Source organism: Gallibacterium sp. ZY190522, from assembly GCF_054166015.1.
Window position 1 is genome coordinate 1 of record NZ_CM135118.1, and the last position, 16499, is coordinate 16499.

14 protein-coding genes, 1 other RNA gene and 1 pseudogene are annotated in these 16499 nt (G+C 39.6%); 12 read left to right on the forward strand and 4 right to left on the reverse strand.

The features are described 5' to 3' along the window. Genes dnaA through recF form a run of 3 tightly spaced genes read left to right on the forward strand, consistent with a single transcriptional unit; the run spans position 1 to position 3562 of the window. A complete protein-coding gene (gene dnaA / locus ACXPAV_RS00005; protein WP_039135194.1) occupies positions 1-1368 on the forward strand; it encodes a chromosomal replication initiator protein DnaA in 1368 nt (455 codons plus the stop codon). Positions 1369-1379: 11 nt separating this feature from the next. Next, the gene (dnaN, locus tag ACXPAV_RS00010; protein WP_458003631.1) at positions 1380-2480 is read left to right on the forward strand and encodes a DNA polymerase III subunit beta; all 1101 of its coding nucleotides are present in this window, start codon (positions 1380-1382) and stop codon (positions 2478-2480) included. A gap of 2 nt (positions 2481-2482) precedes the next feature. Continuing rightward, positions 2483-3562 (forward strand): DNA replication/repair protein RecF, encoded by a 1080-nt coding sequence (gene recF / locus ACXPAV_RS00015; RefSeq protein WP_458003632.1) that lies wholly within the window; start codon positions 2483-2485, stop codon positions 3560-3562. A 16-nt stretch (positions 3563-3578) separates the two neighbouring features. On the opposite strand, the gene rluC is transcribed toward recF, so the two are convergent. Then, entirely contained in the window at positions 3579-4544 is a 966-nt protein-coding gene (gene rluC / locus ACXPAV_RS00020; protein ID WP_065233388.1) for a 23S rRNA pseudouridine(955/2504/2580) synthase RluC, read from the reverse strand. A 431-nt stretch (positions 4545-4975) separates the two neighbouring features. Here rluC and rne point away from each other — a divergent pair, with 431 nt between their 5' ends. The 3 genes and pseudogenes from rne to ACXPAV_RS00035 all read left to right on the forward strand — a co-directional run bounded on the left by rne (position 4976) and on the right by ACXPAV_RS00035 (position 9392). Further along, positions 4976-7960 (forward strand): ribonuclease E, encoded by a 2985-nt coding sequence (rne, locus tag ACXPAV_RS00025; RefSeq protein ID WP_458003633.1) that lies wholly within the window; start codon positions 4976-4978, stop codon positions 7958-7960. Between the two features lie 95 nt (positions 7961-8055). Beyond that, positions 8056-8349: pseudogene (locus ACXPAV_RS00030) on the forward strand (helix-turn-helix domain-containing protein); the annotation flags it as partial. 17 nt (positions 8350-8366) lie between these two features. Then, on the forward strand, positions 8367-9392 hold the full coding sequence (locus ACXPAV_RS00035) for an IS3 family transposase (protein ID WP_458004437.1): 1026 nt from the start codon (positions 8367-8369) through the stop codon (positions 9390-9392). Positions 9393-9465: 73 nt separating this feature from the next. Here the strand turns inward: ACXPAV_RS00035 and ACXPAV_RS00040 are convergent, their stop codons facing one another. The 3 genes from ACXPAV_RS00040 to ACXPAV_RS00050 form a co-directional block, all read right to left on the reverse strand. Beyond that, on the reverse strand, positions 9466-10062 hold the full coding sequence (locus tag ACXPAV_RS00040) for a 5-formyltetrahydrofolate cyclo-ligase (RefSeq protein WP_039135206.1): 597 nt from the start codon (positions 10060-10062) through the stop codon (positions 9466-9468). An 18-nt stretch (positions 10063-10080) separates the two neighbouring features. Then, positions 10081-10260, reverse strand: a non-coding RNA gene (gene ssrS, locus ACXPAV_RS00045) — 6S RNA. Positions 10261-10328: 68 nt separating this feature from the next. After that, positions 10329-10631 (reverse strand): cell division protein ZapA, encoded by a 303-nt coding sequence (locus ACXPAV_RS00050; protein WP_013745654.1) that lies wholly within the window; start codon positions 10629-10631, stop codon positions 10329-10331. A gap of 138 nt (positions 10632-10769) precedes the next feature. On the opposite strand from ACXPAV_RS00050, the gene ACXPAV_RS00055 reads away from it, so the two are divergent. From ACXPAV_RS00055 to udp, 6 genes are all read left to right on the forward strand, one after another. Then, a complete protein-coding gene (locus tag ACXPAV_RS00055; protein ID WP_458003634.1) occupies positions 10770-11324 on the forward strand; it encodes a UPF0149 family protein in 555 nt (184 codons plus the stop codon). Between the two features lie 11 nt (positions 11325-11335). Next, positions 11336-12670, forward strand: a complete 1335-nt coding sequence (pepP, locus tag ACXPAV_RS00060) for a Xaa-Pro aminopeptidase (RefSeq protein WP_458003635.1) — start codon at positions 11336-11338, stop codon at positions 12668-12670. Positions 12671-12672: 2 nt separating this feature from the next. Further along, positions 12673-13860: a 2-octaprenyl-6-methoxyphenyl hydroxylase gene (ubiH, locus tag ACXPAV_RS00065; RefSeq protein WP_458003636.1), complete on the forward strand. Its 1188-nt coding sequence runs from the start codon at positions 12673-12675 to the stop codon at positions 13858-13860. Next, positions 13860-15080 (forward strand): FAD-dependent monooxygenase, encoded by a 1221-nt coding sequence (locus ACXPAV_RS00070; RefSeq protein ID WP_458003637.1) that lies wholly within the window; start codon positions 13860-13862, stop codon positions 15078-15080. The genes ubiH and ACXPAV_RS00070 overlap by 1 nt, the downstream gene beginning before the upstream one ends. 156 nt (positions 15081-15236) lie before the next feature. After that, the gene (gene asnC / locus ACXPAV_RS00075) at positions 15237-15698 is read left to right on the forward strand and encodes a transcriptional regulator AsnC (RefSeq protein WP_013745649.1); all 462 of its coding nucleotides are present in this window, start codon (positions 15237-15239) and stop codon (positions 15696-15698) included. A gap of 27 nt (positions 15699-15725) precedes the next feature. Next, complete coding sequence (gene udp / locus ACXPAV_RS00080) at positions 15726-16484, forward strand: uridine phosphorylase (RefSeq protein ID WP_458003638.1); 759 nt, start codon at positions 15726-15728, stop codon at positions 16482-16484. Positions 16485-16499 lie beyond the last annotated feature (15 nt).

A 16499-nucleotide genomic window follows, 5' to 3' on the forward strand; every position in this document is an offset into this window, starting at 1 on the left:
ATGGAACAGCATAGATTTTCTTCTTTATGGCAAAGTTGCCTATTACAATTGCAAGATAAGACTTCCGAGATAGATTTTAGTACTTGGTTACGTCCACTACAGGCGGATATTTCAGATACTACAATGATTTTATATGCTCCGAATCGATTTGTTCGTGATTGGGTTCAGGATAAATATGTATCTCAAATAGAGGAAATTGTTCGTTTTTTAACGGAAAATCCGCAATTTGTTGTGCGTGTTCGAGAGGGAACGCGTCCGGTCAGGGAAGCGACTCAGGTAGCAGAAGAGATGTCTATTACTGTTACTGAAACGAATACGGAGCAAATACAGCCAACGCATAAATTTAAAACCAACCTTAATCCTAAATATGAATTTCATAATTTTGTGCAAGGTAAATCTAATCAACTGGCAAGAGTAGTTGCGCAAAAAGTTGCAGAAAAGATAGGTGATGAAGGCTATAATCCGCTATTTCTTTATGGTGGAACGGGCTTAGGTAAAACACACTTATTGCACGCTATTGGTAACGGTATTTTGAAGAATAAACCGAATGCAAGAGTGGTTTATATTCATTCTGAACGTTTTGTTCAAGAATTAGTAAAAGCATTAAAGTCGGAAACTATTGAAAAATTTAAGAAGTTTTATCGTTCTTTAGATGCATTATTGATTGATGATATTCAATTTTTTGCTGGTAAAGAAGGATCACAGGAGGAGTTTTTCCATACTTTCAACAGTCTATTTGAAGGGGGACGACAGATTATTTTGACATCTGATCGTTATCCTAAAGAGATTGATAAAATAGAGGAACGTTTAAAATCTCGCTTTAATTGGGGATTAAGTGTTGCAATCGAACCACCTGAATTAGAAACAAGGGTGGCAATTTTGTTGAAAAAAGCGGAAGAGAGCAATATTGTTTTACCTGAAGAGGTCGCTTTTTTTATTGGTCAGAAATTACGTACTAATGTGCGTGAATTGGAAGGTGCTTTAAATCGTGTCAGTGCCAATGCAAATTTTACTGGTCAGCCCATTACTATTGATTTTGTACGTGAAACGTTGAAAGATATGCTGGCAGTACACGATCGTTCTGTAACATTAGATAATATTCAACGTGTTGTGGCAGAACGTTATCGCATTAAAGTGGCTGATTTAAAATCAAAAAGTAAAGCACGATCAGTAGTTCGTCCTCGCCAAATGGCAATGGCATTGTCAAAAGAGTTAACAAATCATAGTTTGCCTGAAATCGGTCGTGCTTTTGGTGATCGTGATCATACTACTGTATTACACGCTTGTCGGAAAATTGCTGAATTGCGTGATTCAGACAATAATATCAGTGAAGATTATTCAAATCTTATTAGAACGTTATCAACTTAAAGGTGGGCATTATGCAATTTATTGTCGCAAGAGAAAATTTATTAAAACCTTTACAGCAGGTGTGTGGAGTGTTGAATAATCGTCCATCTTTACCTGTGTTAAATAATATTTTAGTTCAGATAGACGGTGATCGTTTAACCTTAACTGGTTCTGATCTTGAGGTTGAGCTTTCCACTTTTGTGCAATTAGTGTCATCCAGTGAAAACGGAACATTTACCATTCCTGCACGTAAATTTTTGGATATTTGTCGTTCCTTAAATGAAGATGCTCAAATTACTGTGAATTACGAAAATGATCGTGTTTTAGTTACAGCGGAGCGCAGTAAATTTAATTTAGCCACGCTGCCGGCGGAAAGTTATCCGAATTTAACACAGCTGGATGTTGATGTTGAATTAAATATTGAACAATCGGTGTTGCGCCGTGTGATGGAAGCCACCCAATTTTCAATGGCAAATCAGGATGCTCGTTATTTTTTAAATGGAATGAAGTTTGAAACTGAAAATAATGTATTAAGAACAGTGGCAACTGATGGACATCGATTAGCAGTTTGTGGTATCCAATTGCAACAGGGTGTTCCTGATTATGCGATTATTGTGCCGCGTAAAGGTGTAATTGAATTGATGCGTTTGCTTGATAGTAATAGTGAGAATGCTTATATCCGAATGGGGCAAAGTAATATCCAAGTACACCTCAATAATGTGATTTTTACCTCAAAATTGATTGACGGACGTTTTCCTGATTATCGCCGTGTCTTGCCGAAAAATGCGGATCGAATTTTGGAAGTGGATTGGAATTCATTAAAACAGGCGTGTGTTCGTGCAGCTATTTTATCTAATGAACGTTTTCGTGGAGTGCGTTTGATTATTGAAGCCAATCAGCTAAAAATTTTGGCGCAGAATCCGGATCAAGAAGAGGCGGAAGAAGTTATTGATGTGAATTATCAAGGCGAACCAATGGAAGTCGGCTTTAATGTCAGCTATATTTTAGACGTATTGAATGCATTGAAATGTCAGTCGGTGAGAATGCGTTTAACGGATGCCACTTCAAGCTGCTTAATAGAAGATTGTGAACAGAGTAATGCCGAATATGTGATTATGCCGATGCGTTTATAGTTATGGCTTTATCTCAACTCAATATTCAACATTTTAGAAACCTTAAAGCCGTGAATTTAGCCTTAAATTCAGGCTTTAATTTTTTAATTGGGCATAACGGCAGCGGTAAAACCAGCCTGTTGGAAGCGATCTATTTTCTTGGACACGGGCGTTCTTTTAAAAGCTCAGTGGTGAATCGTATTATTCAATATGAACAAGCTGAATTCACGCTATTTGCTAAAGTGGAAGAGCAGCAACAGTCGTGGGCATTAGGGTTGCAGAAAACACGACAAGGTGAAAATACGATTCGAATCAATGGCAAGGATGGTCATAAAATTTCTGATCTTGCGCATTTATTACCGATGCAGCTTATTACTCCGGAAGGGCTAACCTTGATTAACGGTGGTCCAAGTTATCGCCGCGCTTTTCTTGATTGGGGGTTATTCCATCTTGAACCGCAGTTTCATCATCATTGGTCGGCAATGAATCGTTTATTAAAGCAACGTAATGCGGCATTGCAGCAAGTGGATGATTATGCCTTACTAAAAATTTGGGATCAGCAATTGTGCCAATTAGCACAACAAATTAGTGAATGGCGACAATGTTATGCGGATGAACTAAAAACAGAAATTACGCAGACTTGCCGCTTATTTTTACCGGAGGTGGAGATCGAAGTTCACTTTTATCAAGGTTGGAATAAAGAGAGTGATTATGCTGATATTTTAATTGAAAATTTCCAACGAGATAAAAGTGTCGGTTATACGATGTCCGGTCCACAACGTGCGGATTTTAAATTCAGGGCAAACGGAATGCCGGCGGAAGATATTCTTTCAAGAGGACAATTAAAGTTATTGATGTGTGCGTTGCGATTGGCACAAGGGGAGCATTTAATGCGGCAGCAGCAACGGCACTGTATTTTTTTAATTGATGACTTTGCTTCGGAACTTGACCCGAATAAACGGGCTTTATTGGCACAACGCTTAAAAGAGAGCCATTCTCAGGTGATTATTACAGCTATTACTGTAGAACAATTACAGCAACCTTATTGGCAGGAAGGGAGTAGATTTCAATTATTGAATGGGGAATTATCGCCTTTAGAATAATTCCCCAAGCGGAATATTAACTGCGCAGCTTTGCTAACAATTGTTTGCACTGTTGATCTAACGGTGCAGCAATAACCATTTGTTCACCACTTTTGGGGTGGGTAAAACGGATACTTGCGGCGTGTAGAAAAAGACGTTGCAATCCGAGCGATGCCAATTGTTGATCAAACTCTTTACTGCCATACTTAGTGTCGAACGCAATTGGATGCCCAGCATATTGCGTATGAACACGAATTTGATGGGTTCTGCCGGTCACCGGTGAAGCCTTTACTAAGGTGGCGATTTTAAACCGTTCTTCCACCTTAAATCTGGTTTCTGAAGGTTTGCCTTGATCACTTACTTTTACTATCCGCTCACCACTGGATAATTCATTTTTTAATAAAGGTGCTTTGACAACTTTACAATGCGATTGCCATTCGCCACGTACTAATGCTAAATAATCTTTTTGTATTGTTTTTTCACGAAGTTGTTCGTGCAAATTGCGCAAAGCGGAGCGTTTCTTAGCGACTAATAAAATACCAGAAGTATCCCGATCTAAACGGTGTACTAACTCTAAAAATTTGGCTTGAGGACGCAAAGCACGAAGTGCTTCAATAACACCGAAACTTAGACCGCTACCACCGTGTACAGCAATACCCGAAGGTTTATTGATAATTAATAGTTGATCATCTTCAAATAAAATTTGTTGTTCCAGCGTATTTACCTTATTTAATTTTGTTGAAATCGGTGCATTATTACTCTTTTCACTAATGCGTACTGGAGGAATACGGATAATATCTCCAACTTGCAATTTATATTCAGGCTTAATTCTACCTTTATTAACACGCACCTCGCCTTTGCGAATAATACGATAAATTAAGCTTTTTGGTACGCCTTTTAATTTGGTAAGCAGATAATTATCAATGCGTTGCAGCTCTTCCCCCGCTTCAATGGTAATAAGTTGTACAGAGGCATTAACCACTTTGTCTTCGGATTTATTCATAAGTACTCTAATCTTAAAATTTGTGCGTATCATATCATTAAGCGTTTTAAGTTGCGAAAATATTCTGTTGAGCTGTAGTTAATTGCACTATCTTTAGCTTTCCAAAAGTCAGAGAAAATGGAATAATAGAGAGCATTTTTGTAAATCAGATGCTACTGAATTTTTGTAGTTGTATTTGCAAAGAGTTGTCGAATAAAACAGATTTTTTGGTGCTGCGGTAGGCGTAAGACGCCAATATTGTTGATGTTATACAGAACACGATTCAATAAATTCAACAGAAGTCAGTCGGTAAGTGATATAGACCAATGATTGCCGGTTGGTATTCTATGCAAATAATGAGAGTCGAGAGATTGGCATAACCTGCAACGACAGAATAAAGTGTTGGTATAACATCGTATTGATAAAGCTATAACAAGAATAGAGAAATAACGATGAAAAGAATGTTAATTAACGCCACGCAAAAAGAAGAGTTGCGTGTCGCTTTAGTTGATGGTCAGCGACTGTTTGACCTAGATATTGAATCACCTGGACACGAACAAAAGAAAGCTAATATCTATAAGGGGAGAATTACTCGTGTTGAACCTAGTTTAGAAGCTGCATTTGTTGATTATGGTGCAGAAAGGCACGGTTTCCTTCCTCTCAAAGAAATTGCTCGAGAATATTTTCCGGAAGGTTATGTTTATCAAGGAAGACCGAATATTCGTGATATTTTGCAGGAAGGGCAGGAAGTTATTGTTCAAGTCAGTAAAGAAGAGCGAGGAAATAAAGGTGCAGCTTTAACGACTTTTGTATCTTTGGCGGGTAGTTATTTGGTGATTATGCCGAATAATCCACGAGCCGGTGGTATTTCTCGTCGTATTGAAGGTGATGAGCGTTTAGAACTTAAAGAATCACTGAGTTCTTTAGAAGTACCGGAAGGTGTCGGGCTTATCGTCCGTACTGCTGGAGTGGGGCGTTCTCCAGAAGAGTTGCAATGGGATTTGCACGTGCTGCTTCATCATTGGGAAGCCATTAAACAGGCTTCGGAATCTCGTCCTGCACCGTTCTTGATCCATCAGGAAAGCGATGTGATTGTGCGTGCGATTCGAGATTATTTGCGTCGTGATATTGGTGAAATTTTAATTGATAGCCGTAAGGTTTTCGATAAAGTCAAAGAACATATTAAATTAGTTCGTCCTGATTTTATCAATCGCGTTAAACTTTATCAGGGAGAAGTGCCTTTATTTAGTCATTTCCAGATTGAGTCTCAAATTGAATCAGCATTCCAACGAGAAGTACAATTGCCTTCAGGCGGTTCCATTGTTATTGATGTAACAGAGGCATTGACAGCAATTGATATTAATTCTGCCCGTTCTACTCGAGGTGGAGATATTGAAGAAACAGCATTGAATACAAACTTGGAAGCAGCCGATGAGATCGCACGTCAGTTGCGTTTGCGTGATTTAGGTGGCTTAATTGTTATTGACTTCATTGATATGACACCGGCTCGTCATCAACGTGAAGTGGAAAATAGAATGCGTGAGGCAGTGCGCCAAGATCGTGCCAGAATCCAAATTAGCCGTATTTCTCGTTTTGGATTATTGGAAATGTCTCGTCAGCGTTTAAGCCCTTCGCTTAATGAATCGACACATCATATTTGTCCTCGTTGTCAGGGTACAGGTAAAGTGCGTGATAATGAATCATTGTCACTTTCCATTTTGCGTTTGTTGGAAGAGGAAGCGTTAAAAGAACATACTAAACAGGTGCATACAATTGTACCGGTAAAAATTGCAACTTATTTGTTAAACGAAAAACGTAAAGCAATTACTGATATCGAAAAACGCCACAATGTTCAAATTGTTGTAGTGCCTCACGAACAAATGGAAACTCCTCATTTCTCGGTGTTCCGCTTGCGTGATGGGGAAGATAATCACACTTTAAGTTATAACTTGGCGAAACTTCACGATATTCAAGAAGATGCAGATAGTGAAGAATCATTGCTCAATCGTACAATTGATCTTTCCAATAGTACGACAGCTAATCCGGCAGCTGAAGTGGCTGCGGTGGAGATTACTATTTCTGAGCCGGCACCATTAGTGAAAAAAGAAGAAATTAAAGATTCTTTATTAGCACGCATATGGAAAAAATTAAAAGCGTTTTTTGCTGATAATACGCAAGAGGAAAAAGAGAAACAGAATCGAAGCCGTACTGGTAATAAACGCCATCGTCGTAGTGATAAAGAGAATAATCGTCAGAAAGACAGACGTAATGAAGAGCGTCGAGCAAAAGATTCTGCTAATGTTGCAAATAAAGAAGATCTTAAGCGCACAAAACGGGCTAACCGTAAAGCGGTGGATGAAGCACCAGACTCTGTTTCGGTAGCGAAGAAAGCGGATGAAACCAAGGAAAATAGTAAAGAACAGCAGATTGCGTCACGTCGCCAACGTCGTGATTTACGTAAGAAAGTTCGCTTATCTGAAAGTAATTCGCAACCTAATTCCAATAGAGCAGAAGAAAGCAACGTTGAAAAAACGGTTGAAACTGTCGCTGTTTCTCAAGTTTCTGTTGAAAAGGTGGAAACAGCCAATTTCACTGCGGTTGTCGAGGAAAAGATTGCCACCACAACGGTTGTACAAGAGGAAAATAAACGACAACAAGATGATCATCAAAAACCGCAATCTCCGCTTCCGGAAGAGAAGAGTGAAGCAGCCGTTGATAAGGCTCAGACAGAGAGTGCGGAAGAGAGTGAAAACAGTCATCGTGAAAATAATCGCTCCCGTCGTTTACCGCGTCATTTACGAATGAACAGTCGCAGACGTCGTCATTATCAAGAAACTGTTTCCCCAATGCCATTGTTTATGGCGGTAGCCTCACCGGAATTAGCAAGTGGAAAAATTCATTTACCATTTGTGAACCGCATAGAAAAAGAGAAAAATAATAACTTTGTTTCTGTTGATGAAATGCTTGAACAGCAAAAACAACATAAAAATGACACTTTAGTACCAGTAATTTCAGCAGTGGAGAGTAGAGAAAGCAACCCTCGTCCGTTGGAAGCTGTGTTGACAATGGAAGCGAACGGTAAGGAAGCAAAATCAAAACCAAACAGCAGCATTAATCAAGCGATGCAAGCCGAACAGGCAGCAGTTCGATATGGGGCAATGGAGCAATCATCTGCTGTTTCAGAGGAGAAAAAAGAAGATAAGATAAAGCCTTATTTGTCTGATTATCGATTTGATGGTCGTTTAGGTACATTTTCAGCGGTACATCATATTAAGGCAGAGATGACATTAGCGCAGGCTGATGAGTTGCCAACGATGCTATTAAATATTGTTGAATGGAAAGGTTCACGTTATAGCTTTAGAGGTCGTGGCGCAGCAGGCTATCATACTGCTATTGATCACGCTACTGTGGAGCCGACACAAGCAAAAGCTGAATAGATAATCAGAAAAATTATAGAGCCATACAAGTTTGTTGATCTGCACCCCTAAAGTTGGACTTATTATCCAACAACATACAGAGGTGCAGATTTTTTATGACTAAATATAACCAAACATTTAAACAACAAGTGGTAGATTTCTACTTTCAACACGAGGAAAGCCTTTCTTTAACCTGTCGTACATTTACCGTGTCTAAACGCACATTAAGGCGTTGGATTGCCCAATATCAACATTCAGGTATAAATGGCTTAGCCGTGCTGCATACCAAACGAACCTATACTCCAGAGTTTAAATATCACGTCATACAAACGATTCAAAACAGAGACATGACAGCTGACCAAGCCTGTTTACAGTTTGGAATTGCTAATTCGGGTGCTATTAGCCAATGGTTGAAAAACTTTCAACAATGCGGTATAGAAGGATTACACCCAAAACCCAAAGGACGACCTGCGATGAAAAAAACACGCTATGCCAAAATGCCACCGCCACCGAAAACAGAAGAAGAACGCTTACGCTTAAGAATTCTAGAATTAGAAACGGAGAATGCCTACCTAAAAAAGTGTCAGCAATTAGACCGAGAAAAAATGAGGAAAAAGCCAACGCCGTCCAAGAATTAAGAGCAGACTATCCGTTAGACTTACTGTTACGGTATGCCGATTTAGCCAGAAGTACTTTCTTTTATCATTTACATGGTAAAGATAAGACTAGGGATAACAACGCTTCATTATGTGCCCAAATTCTTGCTATCAAACAACAGAATCCACATTATGGCTATCGCCGAGTCACCAAACAATTAGGCGAGGGGATCAACCATAAACGGGTACAACGATTAATCCAAGTGATGGGATTGCAGGTAAAAGGGAAAAGACAACGTAAATATTATTCTTATCGTGGGGAAGTGGGTAACATCGCCCCGAATCACTTACAACGAGACTTCCACGCCACCGTTCCGCACCAGAAATGGTTGACCGATATTACTGAGTTTAAGGTGAAGGGCGATAAACTCTATTTTTCCCCGATATTGGATTGCTATAACAATGAATTGATTGCTTATCAATGTAGTCGTCATCCAGATGGTAGATTAGTAAAACAGATGGTGTTACAAGCAATTGCTCGGTTAGCTGAGGGGGACTCCCCGATATTACATTCAGACCAAGGTATTCAGTATCAAATGGCAAGTTATCAACAGTTATTAGCTGAGCACAATATTGTGCAGAGTATGTCAAGGAAAGGCAATTGTTTAGATAATGCCGCGATGGAGAGTTTCTTTGGGCGGATGAAAGTGGAATGTTTTTATGGCAAAACTTTCGACAGCATTGAAGAACTTGAATCTGTTATCAAAGAATATGTTCGTTATTACAATGAGGAAAGAATACAATTAAAATTAAATGGACTGAGCCCTGTTCAATACAGAATTCAGTCCTTAAAATAACAGTCTAACTTTTCGGAGTCAGATCATGTCGCTTGTATGGCTTTTTTATTTGGATAGAAAATTAAGAAATGAATTAAACGGCTAAAATTTCAAATAAAGGCATATCCCAATCTTCGGTCGGAATATGTTCAACTTGTTGGCAATGGTGAGCTAATCCTATCGGTAGAAAAGGTTTATTTTGCCAATTTTCAAGAGTTCTATCATAAAAACCGCCTCCCATTCCAAGACGATTTTTTTTCAGATCAAAAGCGACTAAAGGGGTAAAAATAATATCCAATCGATCAGGGGGTAAAACTTGTCTGACATCTAATTCCGGTTCAAGAATATTAAATTTATTTTTAACAAGTTTTGTTGTTGGCGTGTAAGAAAGAAATAAGAGATTCCCTTTGCTAAAAGGGTGTAATACCGGTAAATAGAGACAGTAGCCCTGCTGCCATAATGTTTTAATTAAATAACTCGTTGAGATTTCCCCATCAAAAGATAAATAAACTGCAATATTTTTTACGTTTAAAGGCGCTAGAAAATCCATAGCAACTTTTGCAACTTTCTGTTCAGCCATTGTCTGTTGTTGTAAAGTTAATGAGGAACGTCTTTGACGAATAAACCTTCTCAACTGTTGTCGTTGATATGATTTATTTGCAGATATATCAATAGAGGATTGAAGAGTCATTGTTTGTTTCAATTTAATTAGAAACCCAAGGTGCCGGTGTGGGTGATCGGTCCTTGAACCCTACGGTTCAAGGGAGTCAGTCTTACAATCATTAGGCTTCTTGATAACAAGCATGCTCACCGACTGTAGGTAACCAACTCTAAAAAATATCAGTATCGGCTCAGGGACGTAACCCATTGTCGAACACCCCAGGTTGAGAATAATAGTACCTTAAATTTTTTAATTTGCCTAGTCAGAGATTAGAATTTCTTGTTTTAAATCAGATTTTATTTTCTGGTAGGCATATTAGATAAAATAGTGCTTAAAGAATGTTCTATTTGTTCAATTTTATTGTTGATTAAATATTCTCGTTCAGAATTTTGCTGTTGCTGAGTTAATAATTCATAGCATAAATTTAAACCAACAATAGTGAGCGCTTTATCCAATTGAATAATTCCGGTGCGATTTTTTAATTCAGAAACCTTTTTTTCTAAAACCTCAGCTGCTTCTCTTAATGCCTGTTGTTGATCTTCCGGGCAGCTTAAACGCAGATTTTGACCAAAAATATACAAATCAATATTTTTAGACATAAAAGACCTCTTAGATAAATAATAAAATTATAGAAATGGCGGTATTATGCCATAGCAAATAAGTTTCGTCATAGATTATTGGTGGATATATAAGGTTGGTGATAGAATGACAACATTTACGATCAGATGGAATATAGAATGGTTGCAATAACAGCTCAACAACTGAACAATGAATTAAAACAGGCAGGCATATCCTTAAACGGTGTTGAATTACACGGGCTTTTAAGCGGATTTATCTGTGGCGGTATTAGAGATGAAAGTTGGAAAACCTTGCTTTATAAATTTACTAATGATGATCACGCTTACCCTATTCAATTATTAACAAAGATCACGGAACTTTATCAAGCACTACAGAAAAATTTAGCTGATATTACAGAATTTGAGTTTGATCTTGATTTAGGCGAGTCAGGCGATGTTTTCCAAAATATCAATGCATTAAGTGAATGGAGTAATCATTTTTTACTCGGCTTAGGATTAGCTCAACCGAATTTACAGCAAGAAAAACAAGAAGATATTATTGAAGCAATATCTGATTTACGTGAAATTTGCCAACTTGGCTATGAAGACGGTGATGATGAAGAGGGGCTGGAACAAGCTTTTGAAGAGATTGTTGAGTATTTAAGAACGATTGCAATGCTGTTCTATTCCCATTTTGGTCAGGCTCAGGTAACAATGCACCAAACTGTGCATTAAGGAAGAATTTGATGGATTTAAGTTATATGGCAGAAATGCCGAAAGAAGAGTTTCAGCAACGGCGTCAGCGTGTATTGGAACAAATGTCGGATAACAGCGCTCTTATTCTGTTTTCAAGTTTGGAGTGTAAGCGCAATGCGGATACTACCTATCCATTTCGCCAAGATAGTTATTTTTGGTATTTAACTGGATTTAACGAACCGGATTCAGTGCTATTACTGAAAAAGAGTAATAAAGAACAGCACGCTATTCTGTTTTTGCGTCCGTCCGATCCATTAATGGAAACTTGGAATGGACGCCGTTTGGGCATAGAGAGAGCAACAACAGATCTGAATTTGGATGCTGCTTTTTCGATTGAAGATTTGCAACAACAACTACCGTTGTTATTAAACGGCACACAAACACTCTATTATGCGCAAGAAGTTCAGGCTTGGGGTGATGAAGTTGTGCGTCAGACATTGTCTTTAATGCGTGCTAAACAGCGTCAGGGATTGCGCGTACCATTGACACAAATTTGCTGGCGTCCAATTTTAGATGAAATGCGTCTATTTAAGTCAGAAAACGAAATTCGTTTAATGCAGCAAGCAGGGCAAATTTCAGCATTGGCACATATGCGTGCAATGAAACAGGCTCGTCCGCAGCGGTTTGAATATGAATTGGCAAGCGAATTGTTGCACGAATTTAACCGTTTCGGTGCGAGATCTGAATCTTTCGGATCGATTGTTGCAAGCGGTGATAATGCCTGTATTTTGCACTATACAGAAAATGATCGCTTAATGCAGGACGGTGATTTAGTGTTAATTGATGCCGGTTGTGAATTTGCTATGTATGCCGGCGATATTAGCAGAACTTTCCCGGTGAACGGCAAATTCAGTCAAGCACAGCGAGAGGTTTATCAAATTGTGCTTGACGCACAAAAACGAGCGATAGAATTGTTGGTTAATGGCAGCTCCATCAAGCAAGCGAATGATGAAGTGTTGAAAATTAAGGTTGCAGGCTTGGTTAAATTAGGCATTTTATCCGGTGAGGTAGAGCAGTTAATCGCAGATAAAGCCTATTTACGCTTTTATATGCACGGTTTGGGACATTGGCTCGGATTGGATGTTCACGATGTCGGAGAATATGGTGAAAATCGTAGCAGAACATTGGCGCCCGGAATGGTTGTGACGGTTGAACCGGGGTTGTATATTCCTAATGCAGAAGATATTCCACCGGCTTATCGAGGCATTGGCGTTCGTATTGAGGATGATCTACTGATTACCGACTATGGCAACAAGGTGTTGACCGCAGCAGTGCCGAAAGAGATAGATGAAATCGAAGCCTTAATGGCAGCTAGCAAGGATTAATTATGCAACAACACTACGACTTGATCATTGGTGGCGGTGCAATGAATGGCTTAACGCTTGCCTTGGCGTTATCCCACTTTTCAGCGCAGCGATTAAAAATTGCTGTGGTTGAAAAACGGTTACAGCAAGAACAACAAGGCGTGGGATTTGATACACGTTGTGTTGCTTTGTCTGATGGAACTTGTCGTAAGTTAGCCCAAATTCCTTTTTCCGAACACTATTCATTATGGGACAAAATGCAGGCATTTGCCGAACCGATTAAACAGGTGCATATTTCTGAACAGCACCATTCAGGCATTGTCGAAATTAATGCTCAAGAGTTGCATTTGTCGCAAGTCGGTGCGGTTGTTCCATTAAGCGAAATGGGGTTAATGTTTAGCCAAGCGTTAAAGGCTCAACAGAATATTGATTTTATTTGTCCGGATAGCATTGTTGAGTTACAAACATCAAAACAACAGATTTCCGTATTATTACAAAGTGGACAACAGCTAAGTGCAAAATTACTGGTCGCAGCGGATGGCAGTGATTCAAAAATTGCTGAATTGGCAAAGATTGCTACCGAAACGGTGCATAATTACCAGCAAACAGCGATTATTGCCAATGTGAGAATTTCCAGCTCACATAACGGGCGGGCTTTTGAACGCTTTACTACACAAGGGCCAATTGCATTATTGCCGTTAGCGGACAAAATGATGTCATTAGTGTTTTGTACGAAAGCGCCGGAACAGCTACTTAATATGAATGATGAACAATTCATATCGCATTTACAACAGCAGTTCGGTTGGCGTTTAGGTGCGTTTCAGGCTGTTAGTCGCCGTTATGCCTATCCATTAATGTTAAAACGGGCGACATCTTTTGTCGGAGATCGTATTGCGTTAGTCGGAAATGCAGCACAAACACTGCACCCTGTGGCAGGGCAAGGCTTTAATTTAGGAATTCGTGATGTTTTTGCATTAGCGAAAATCGTGGCGGAAGCAGATGAGATCGGTTCGGCAGCAATGTTGCAACAGTATCAGCAGCAGCGCCTTGCCGATCAACAGCATATTATTGGCTTAACAGATAATTTAGTGCAAATTTTTAGTAATTCATTGTTACCGTTACAAATTTTGCGTAATTTAGGCTTAATTGGTTTAAGCAACTGCGCTTTATTGCGAAATCGTTTTGTACAACCTACTTTGGGAAGAATTTAATGAAAACGTTCGATATTGTCGTCATTGGTGGCGGAATGGTTGGGTTGGCATTCGCACAAGCTTTAAAACAAAGTGCTTGTTCGATAGCTGTGATTGAAGAGAATAATACGGTATTTGATTTATCGAATATCGGTTATCGAGTGAGTGCATTAAATCTTTCTTCCGAAGCGATGTTGCGACAATTCGATGTTTGGCAGCAGTTAAAAGCGTGGCGAGCAACTGCCTATGCAGAAATGCAAGTGTGGGAAAAAGACAGTTTCGGACGCATTGAGCTCAATACCGAGCAGCTTGGTGTTGAACATCTTGGGCATATTGTGGAAAACCAATTGATTCGACAGGCGTTATATCAAGCGGTTGTCGCTCAAGAAAATGCTGAAGTGATTGTGAGCAAACCGGTGTCGTTGGGTGTCAATCAGGACAATGCGATTTTAGGCTTGGAAAACGGTGAAATTTTAGTCGCAAAATTGGTGGTTGGCGCGGACGGTGCGAATTCGTGGTTGCGACAACAGGCGAATATTCCGTTGGTTTTCCGTGATTACCAACATTCGGCTTTAGTGTGTAATGTGGAAACGGAGGAACCGCATCAACAAATTTGCCGCCAAATTTTCTCTCCGGATACCATTTTAGCCTTTTTGCCGTTACATCAGCCTAATTTAAGTTCGATTGTTTGGTCGCAGGATCCGGTACAAGCAGAGGCGATGGCAAGTTGTGATCCGCAACAGTTTAATCGCTATTTAACTACGGCGTTTGATAACAGATTGGGTTTATGTAAGTTGGTCACACAACGTAGCGTCTATCCGCTTACGGCGCGTTTTGCTCGACAATTCGCCGCACAGCGCATTGCTTTGGTTGGTGATGCAGCACACACTATTCATCCTCTTGCCGGTTTAGGCGTGAATTTAGGGTTTATGGATGCGTTGGCATTGGCAGAAGAGGTGGATAAACATTTAGCTCAAGATAAAGATATCGGCAGTTATCGTCATTTGCGCCATTATGAGCGTTGGCGTAAGGCGGAAGCATTAAAAATGTTGGCAGCAATGCAAGGCTTTAAGGATCTTTTTGCCGGTGAGCAGCCGTTAAAAAAATTGATACGAGGCGTGGGCTTATCATTAACCAATCAATTCTCGCCGATTAAGCAGCAATTTATTCAGCAAGCAACCGGATTAAGTGGGGATTTGCCACAGCGGGTAAGACAGTTAAATCTCTTTGATTTAGCTTGAAATTTTGATCTGCTTCACATTTTTGTTGGAAGAATGGCAAGAAAATGGATTTTGTCTTGAAACAAATCAGCAACTCTCTTACCATTAGAAGAAATTTATTTTTTATATCGATAAATTATATATTATCTAATCATTTCATTACTTATAAGGCTGAATATGCAACCAGTTACCAATATTGATCATTTGGATCAGCAGATTTTACGTGTGTTAACGCAAGACGCTCGTACTCCGTATGCGGAAATGGCGAAAAATTTCGGCGTTAGTCCGGGAACGATTCACGTTCGGGTCGAAAAGATGCGCCAGTCCGGTATTATTGAAGGCACAAAAGTTAAAATCAATGAAAGACGTTTAGGCTATGATGTTTGTTGTTTTATCGGCATTATCCTGAAAAGTGCGAAAGATTATGAAAAAGTGATCGCAAAACTGAAAGATTTTGATGAAGTGGTAGAGGCCTATTACACAACCGGAAATTATTCAATATTTATCAAGGTGATGACACATACTATCGAAGAATTGCATCACGTGTTGGCAACGAAAATTCAACTAATTGATGAGATCCAATCAACTGAAACTTTGATCTCGATGCAAAATCCTATTCTCCGGGATATAAAACCATAACATACAAAAATAAAATAAGGAGGCTGTATGTCTGATGTGTTTCATTTGGGCTTAAAGAAAACAGATTTGGATGGCGCTACCCTTGCCATTGTGCCGGGTGCACCGGAAAGAGTTCCTGTTATTGCTAAGCTGTTGGATAACCCTAAATTTTTAGTATCTACACGTGAATTTACTTCGTGGCTAGGCTATTTGCACGGTAAAGCCGTGGTTGTTTGTTCTACCGGTATTGGTGGCCCATCGGTATCCATTGCTGTTGAAGAGTTAGCACAGCTTGGTGTGCGTACCTTTTTGCGTATCGGTACAACGGGAGCGATTCAACCGCATATTAATGTCGGTGATGTTCTGATCACAACCAGTGCGGTACGTTTGGATGGCGCAAGCCAACACTTTGCGCCGTTAGAGTATCCAGCAGTGGCGAATTTTGAATGTACCACAGCACTTTATCGTGCAGCACAAGAGTTAAATCCGAACAAAACTTATGTCGGCATTACGGCTTCATCAGATACTTTTTATCCCGGACAGGAGCGTTATGACACTTATAGCGGTAAAGTTTGGCGTAAGTTTGCTGGCTCTTTGAAACAGTGGCAGGAACTTAATGTAATGAATTTTGAAATGGAATCGGCAACGCTGTTTACAATGTGTTCAGCGTTAGGGTTACGAGCTGGTATGGTTGCAGGTGCAATTGTTAACCGCACACAACAGGAAATTCCTAATGAGGCAACAATGAAAGCGACAGAAGAAAATGCGGTGAAAATTGTTGTGAGAGCAGCGGAGTATCTTCTTTAATAAAAACTAAATTTA

Coding starts and splice junctions, on each gene's coding strand:
- rluC (WP_065233388.1), bottom strand. CDS start 4,544: ATGAATAAATCCGAAGACAAAGTGGTTAATGCCTCTGTACAACTTATT.
- recF (WP_458003632.1), top strand. CDS start 2,483: ATGGCTTTATCTCAACTCAATATTCAACATTTTAGAAACCTTAAAGCC.
- dnaA (WP_039135194.1), top strand. CDS start 1: ATGGAACAGCATAGATTTTCTTCTTTATGGCAAAGTTGCCTATTACAA.
- udp (WP_458003638.1), top strand. CDS start 15,726: ATGTCTGATGTGTTTCATTTGGGCTTAAAGAAAACAGATTTGGATGGC.
- asnC (WP_013745649.1), top strand. CDS start 15,237: ATGCAACCAGTTACCAATATTGATCATTTGGATCAGCAGATTTTACGT.
- ACXPAV_RS00035 (WP_458004437.1), top strand. CDS start 8,367: ATGCGGTATAGAAGGATTACACCCAAAACCCAAAGGACGACCTGCGAT.
- ACXPAV_RS00070 (WP_458003637.1), top strand. CDS start 13,860: ATGAAAACGTTCGATATTGTCGTCATTGGTGGCGGAATGGTTGGGTTG.
- pepP (WP_458003635.1), top strand. CDS start 11,336: ATGGATTTAAGTTATATGGCAGAAATGCCGAAAGAAGAGTTTCAGCAA.
- ACXPAV_RS00055 (WP_458003634.1), top strand. CDS start 10,770: ATGGTTGCAATAACAGCTCAACAACTGAACAATGAATTAAAACAGGCA.
- ACXPAV_RS00040 (WP_039135206.1), bottom strand. CDS start 10,062: ATGACTCTTCAATCCTCTATTGATATATCTGCAAATAAATCATATCAA.
- ubiH (WP_458003636.1), top strand. CDS start 12,673: ATGCAACAACACTACGACTTGATCATTGGTGGCGGTGCAATGAATGGC.
- dnaN (WP_458003631.1), top strand. CDS start 1,380: ATGCAATTTATTGTCGCAAGAGAAAATTTATTAAAACCTTTACAGCAG.
- ACXPAV_RS00050 (WP_013745654.1), bottom strand. CDS start 10,631: ATGTCTAAAAATATTGATTTGTATATTTTTGGTCAAAATCTGCGTTTA.
- rne (WP_458003633.1), top strand. CDS start 4,976: ATGAAAAGAATGTTAATTAACGCCACGCAAAAAGAAGAGTTGCGTGTC.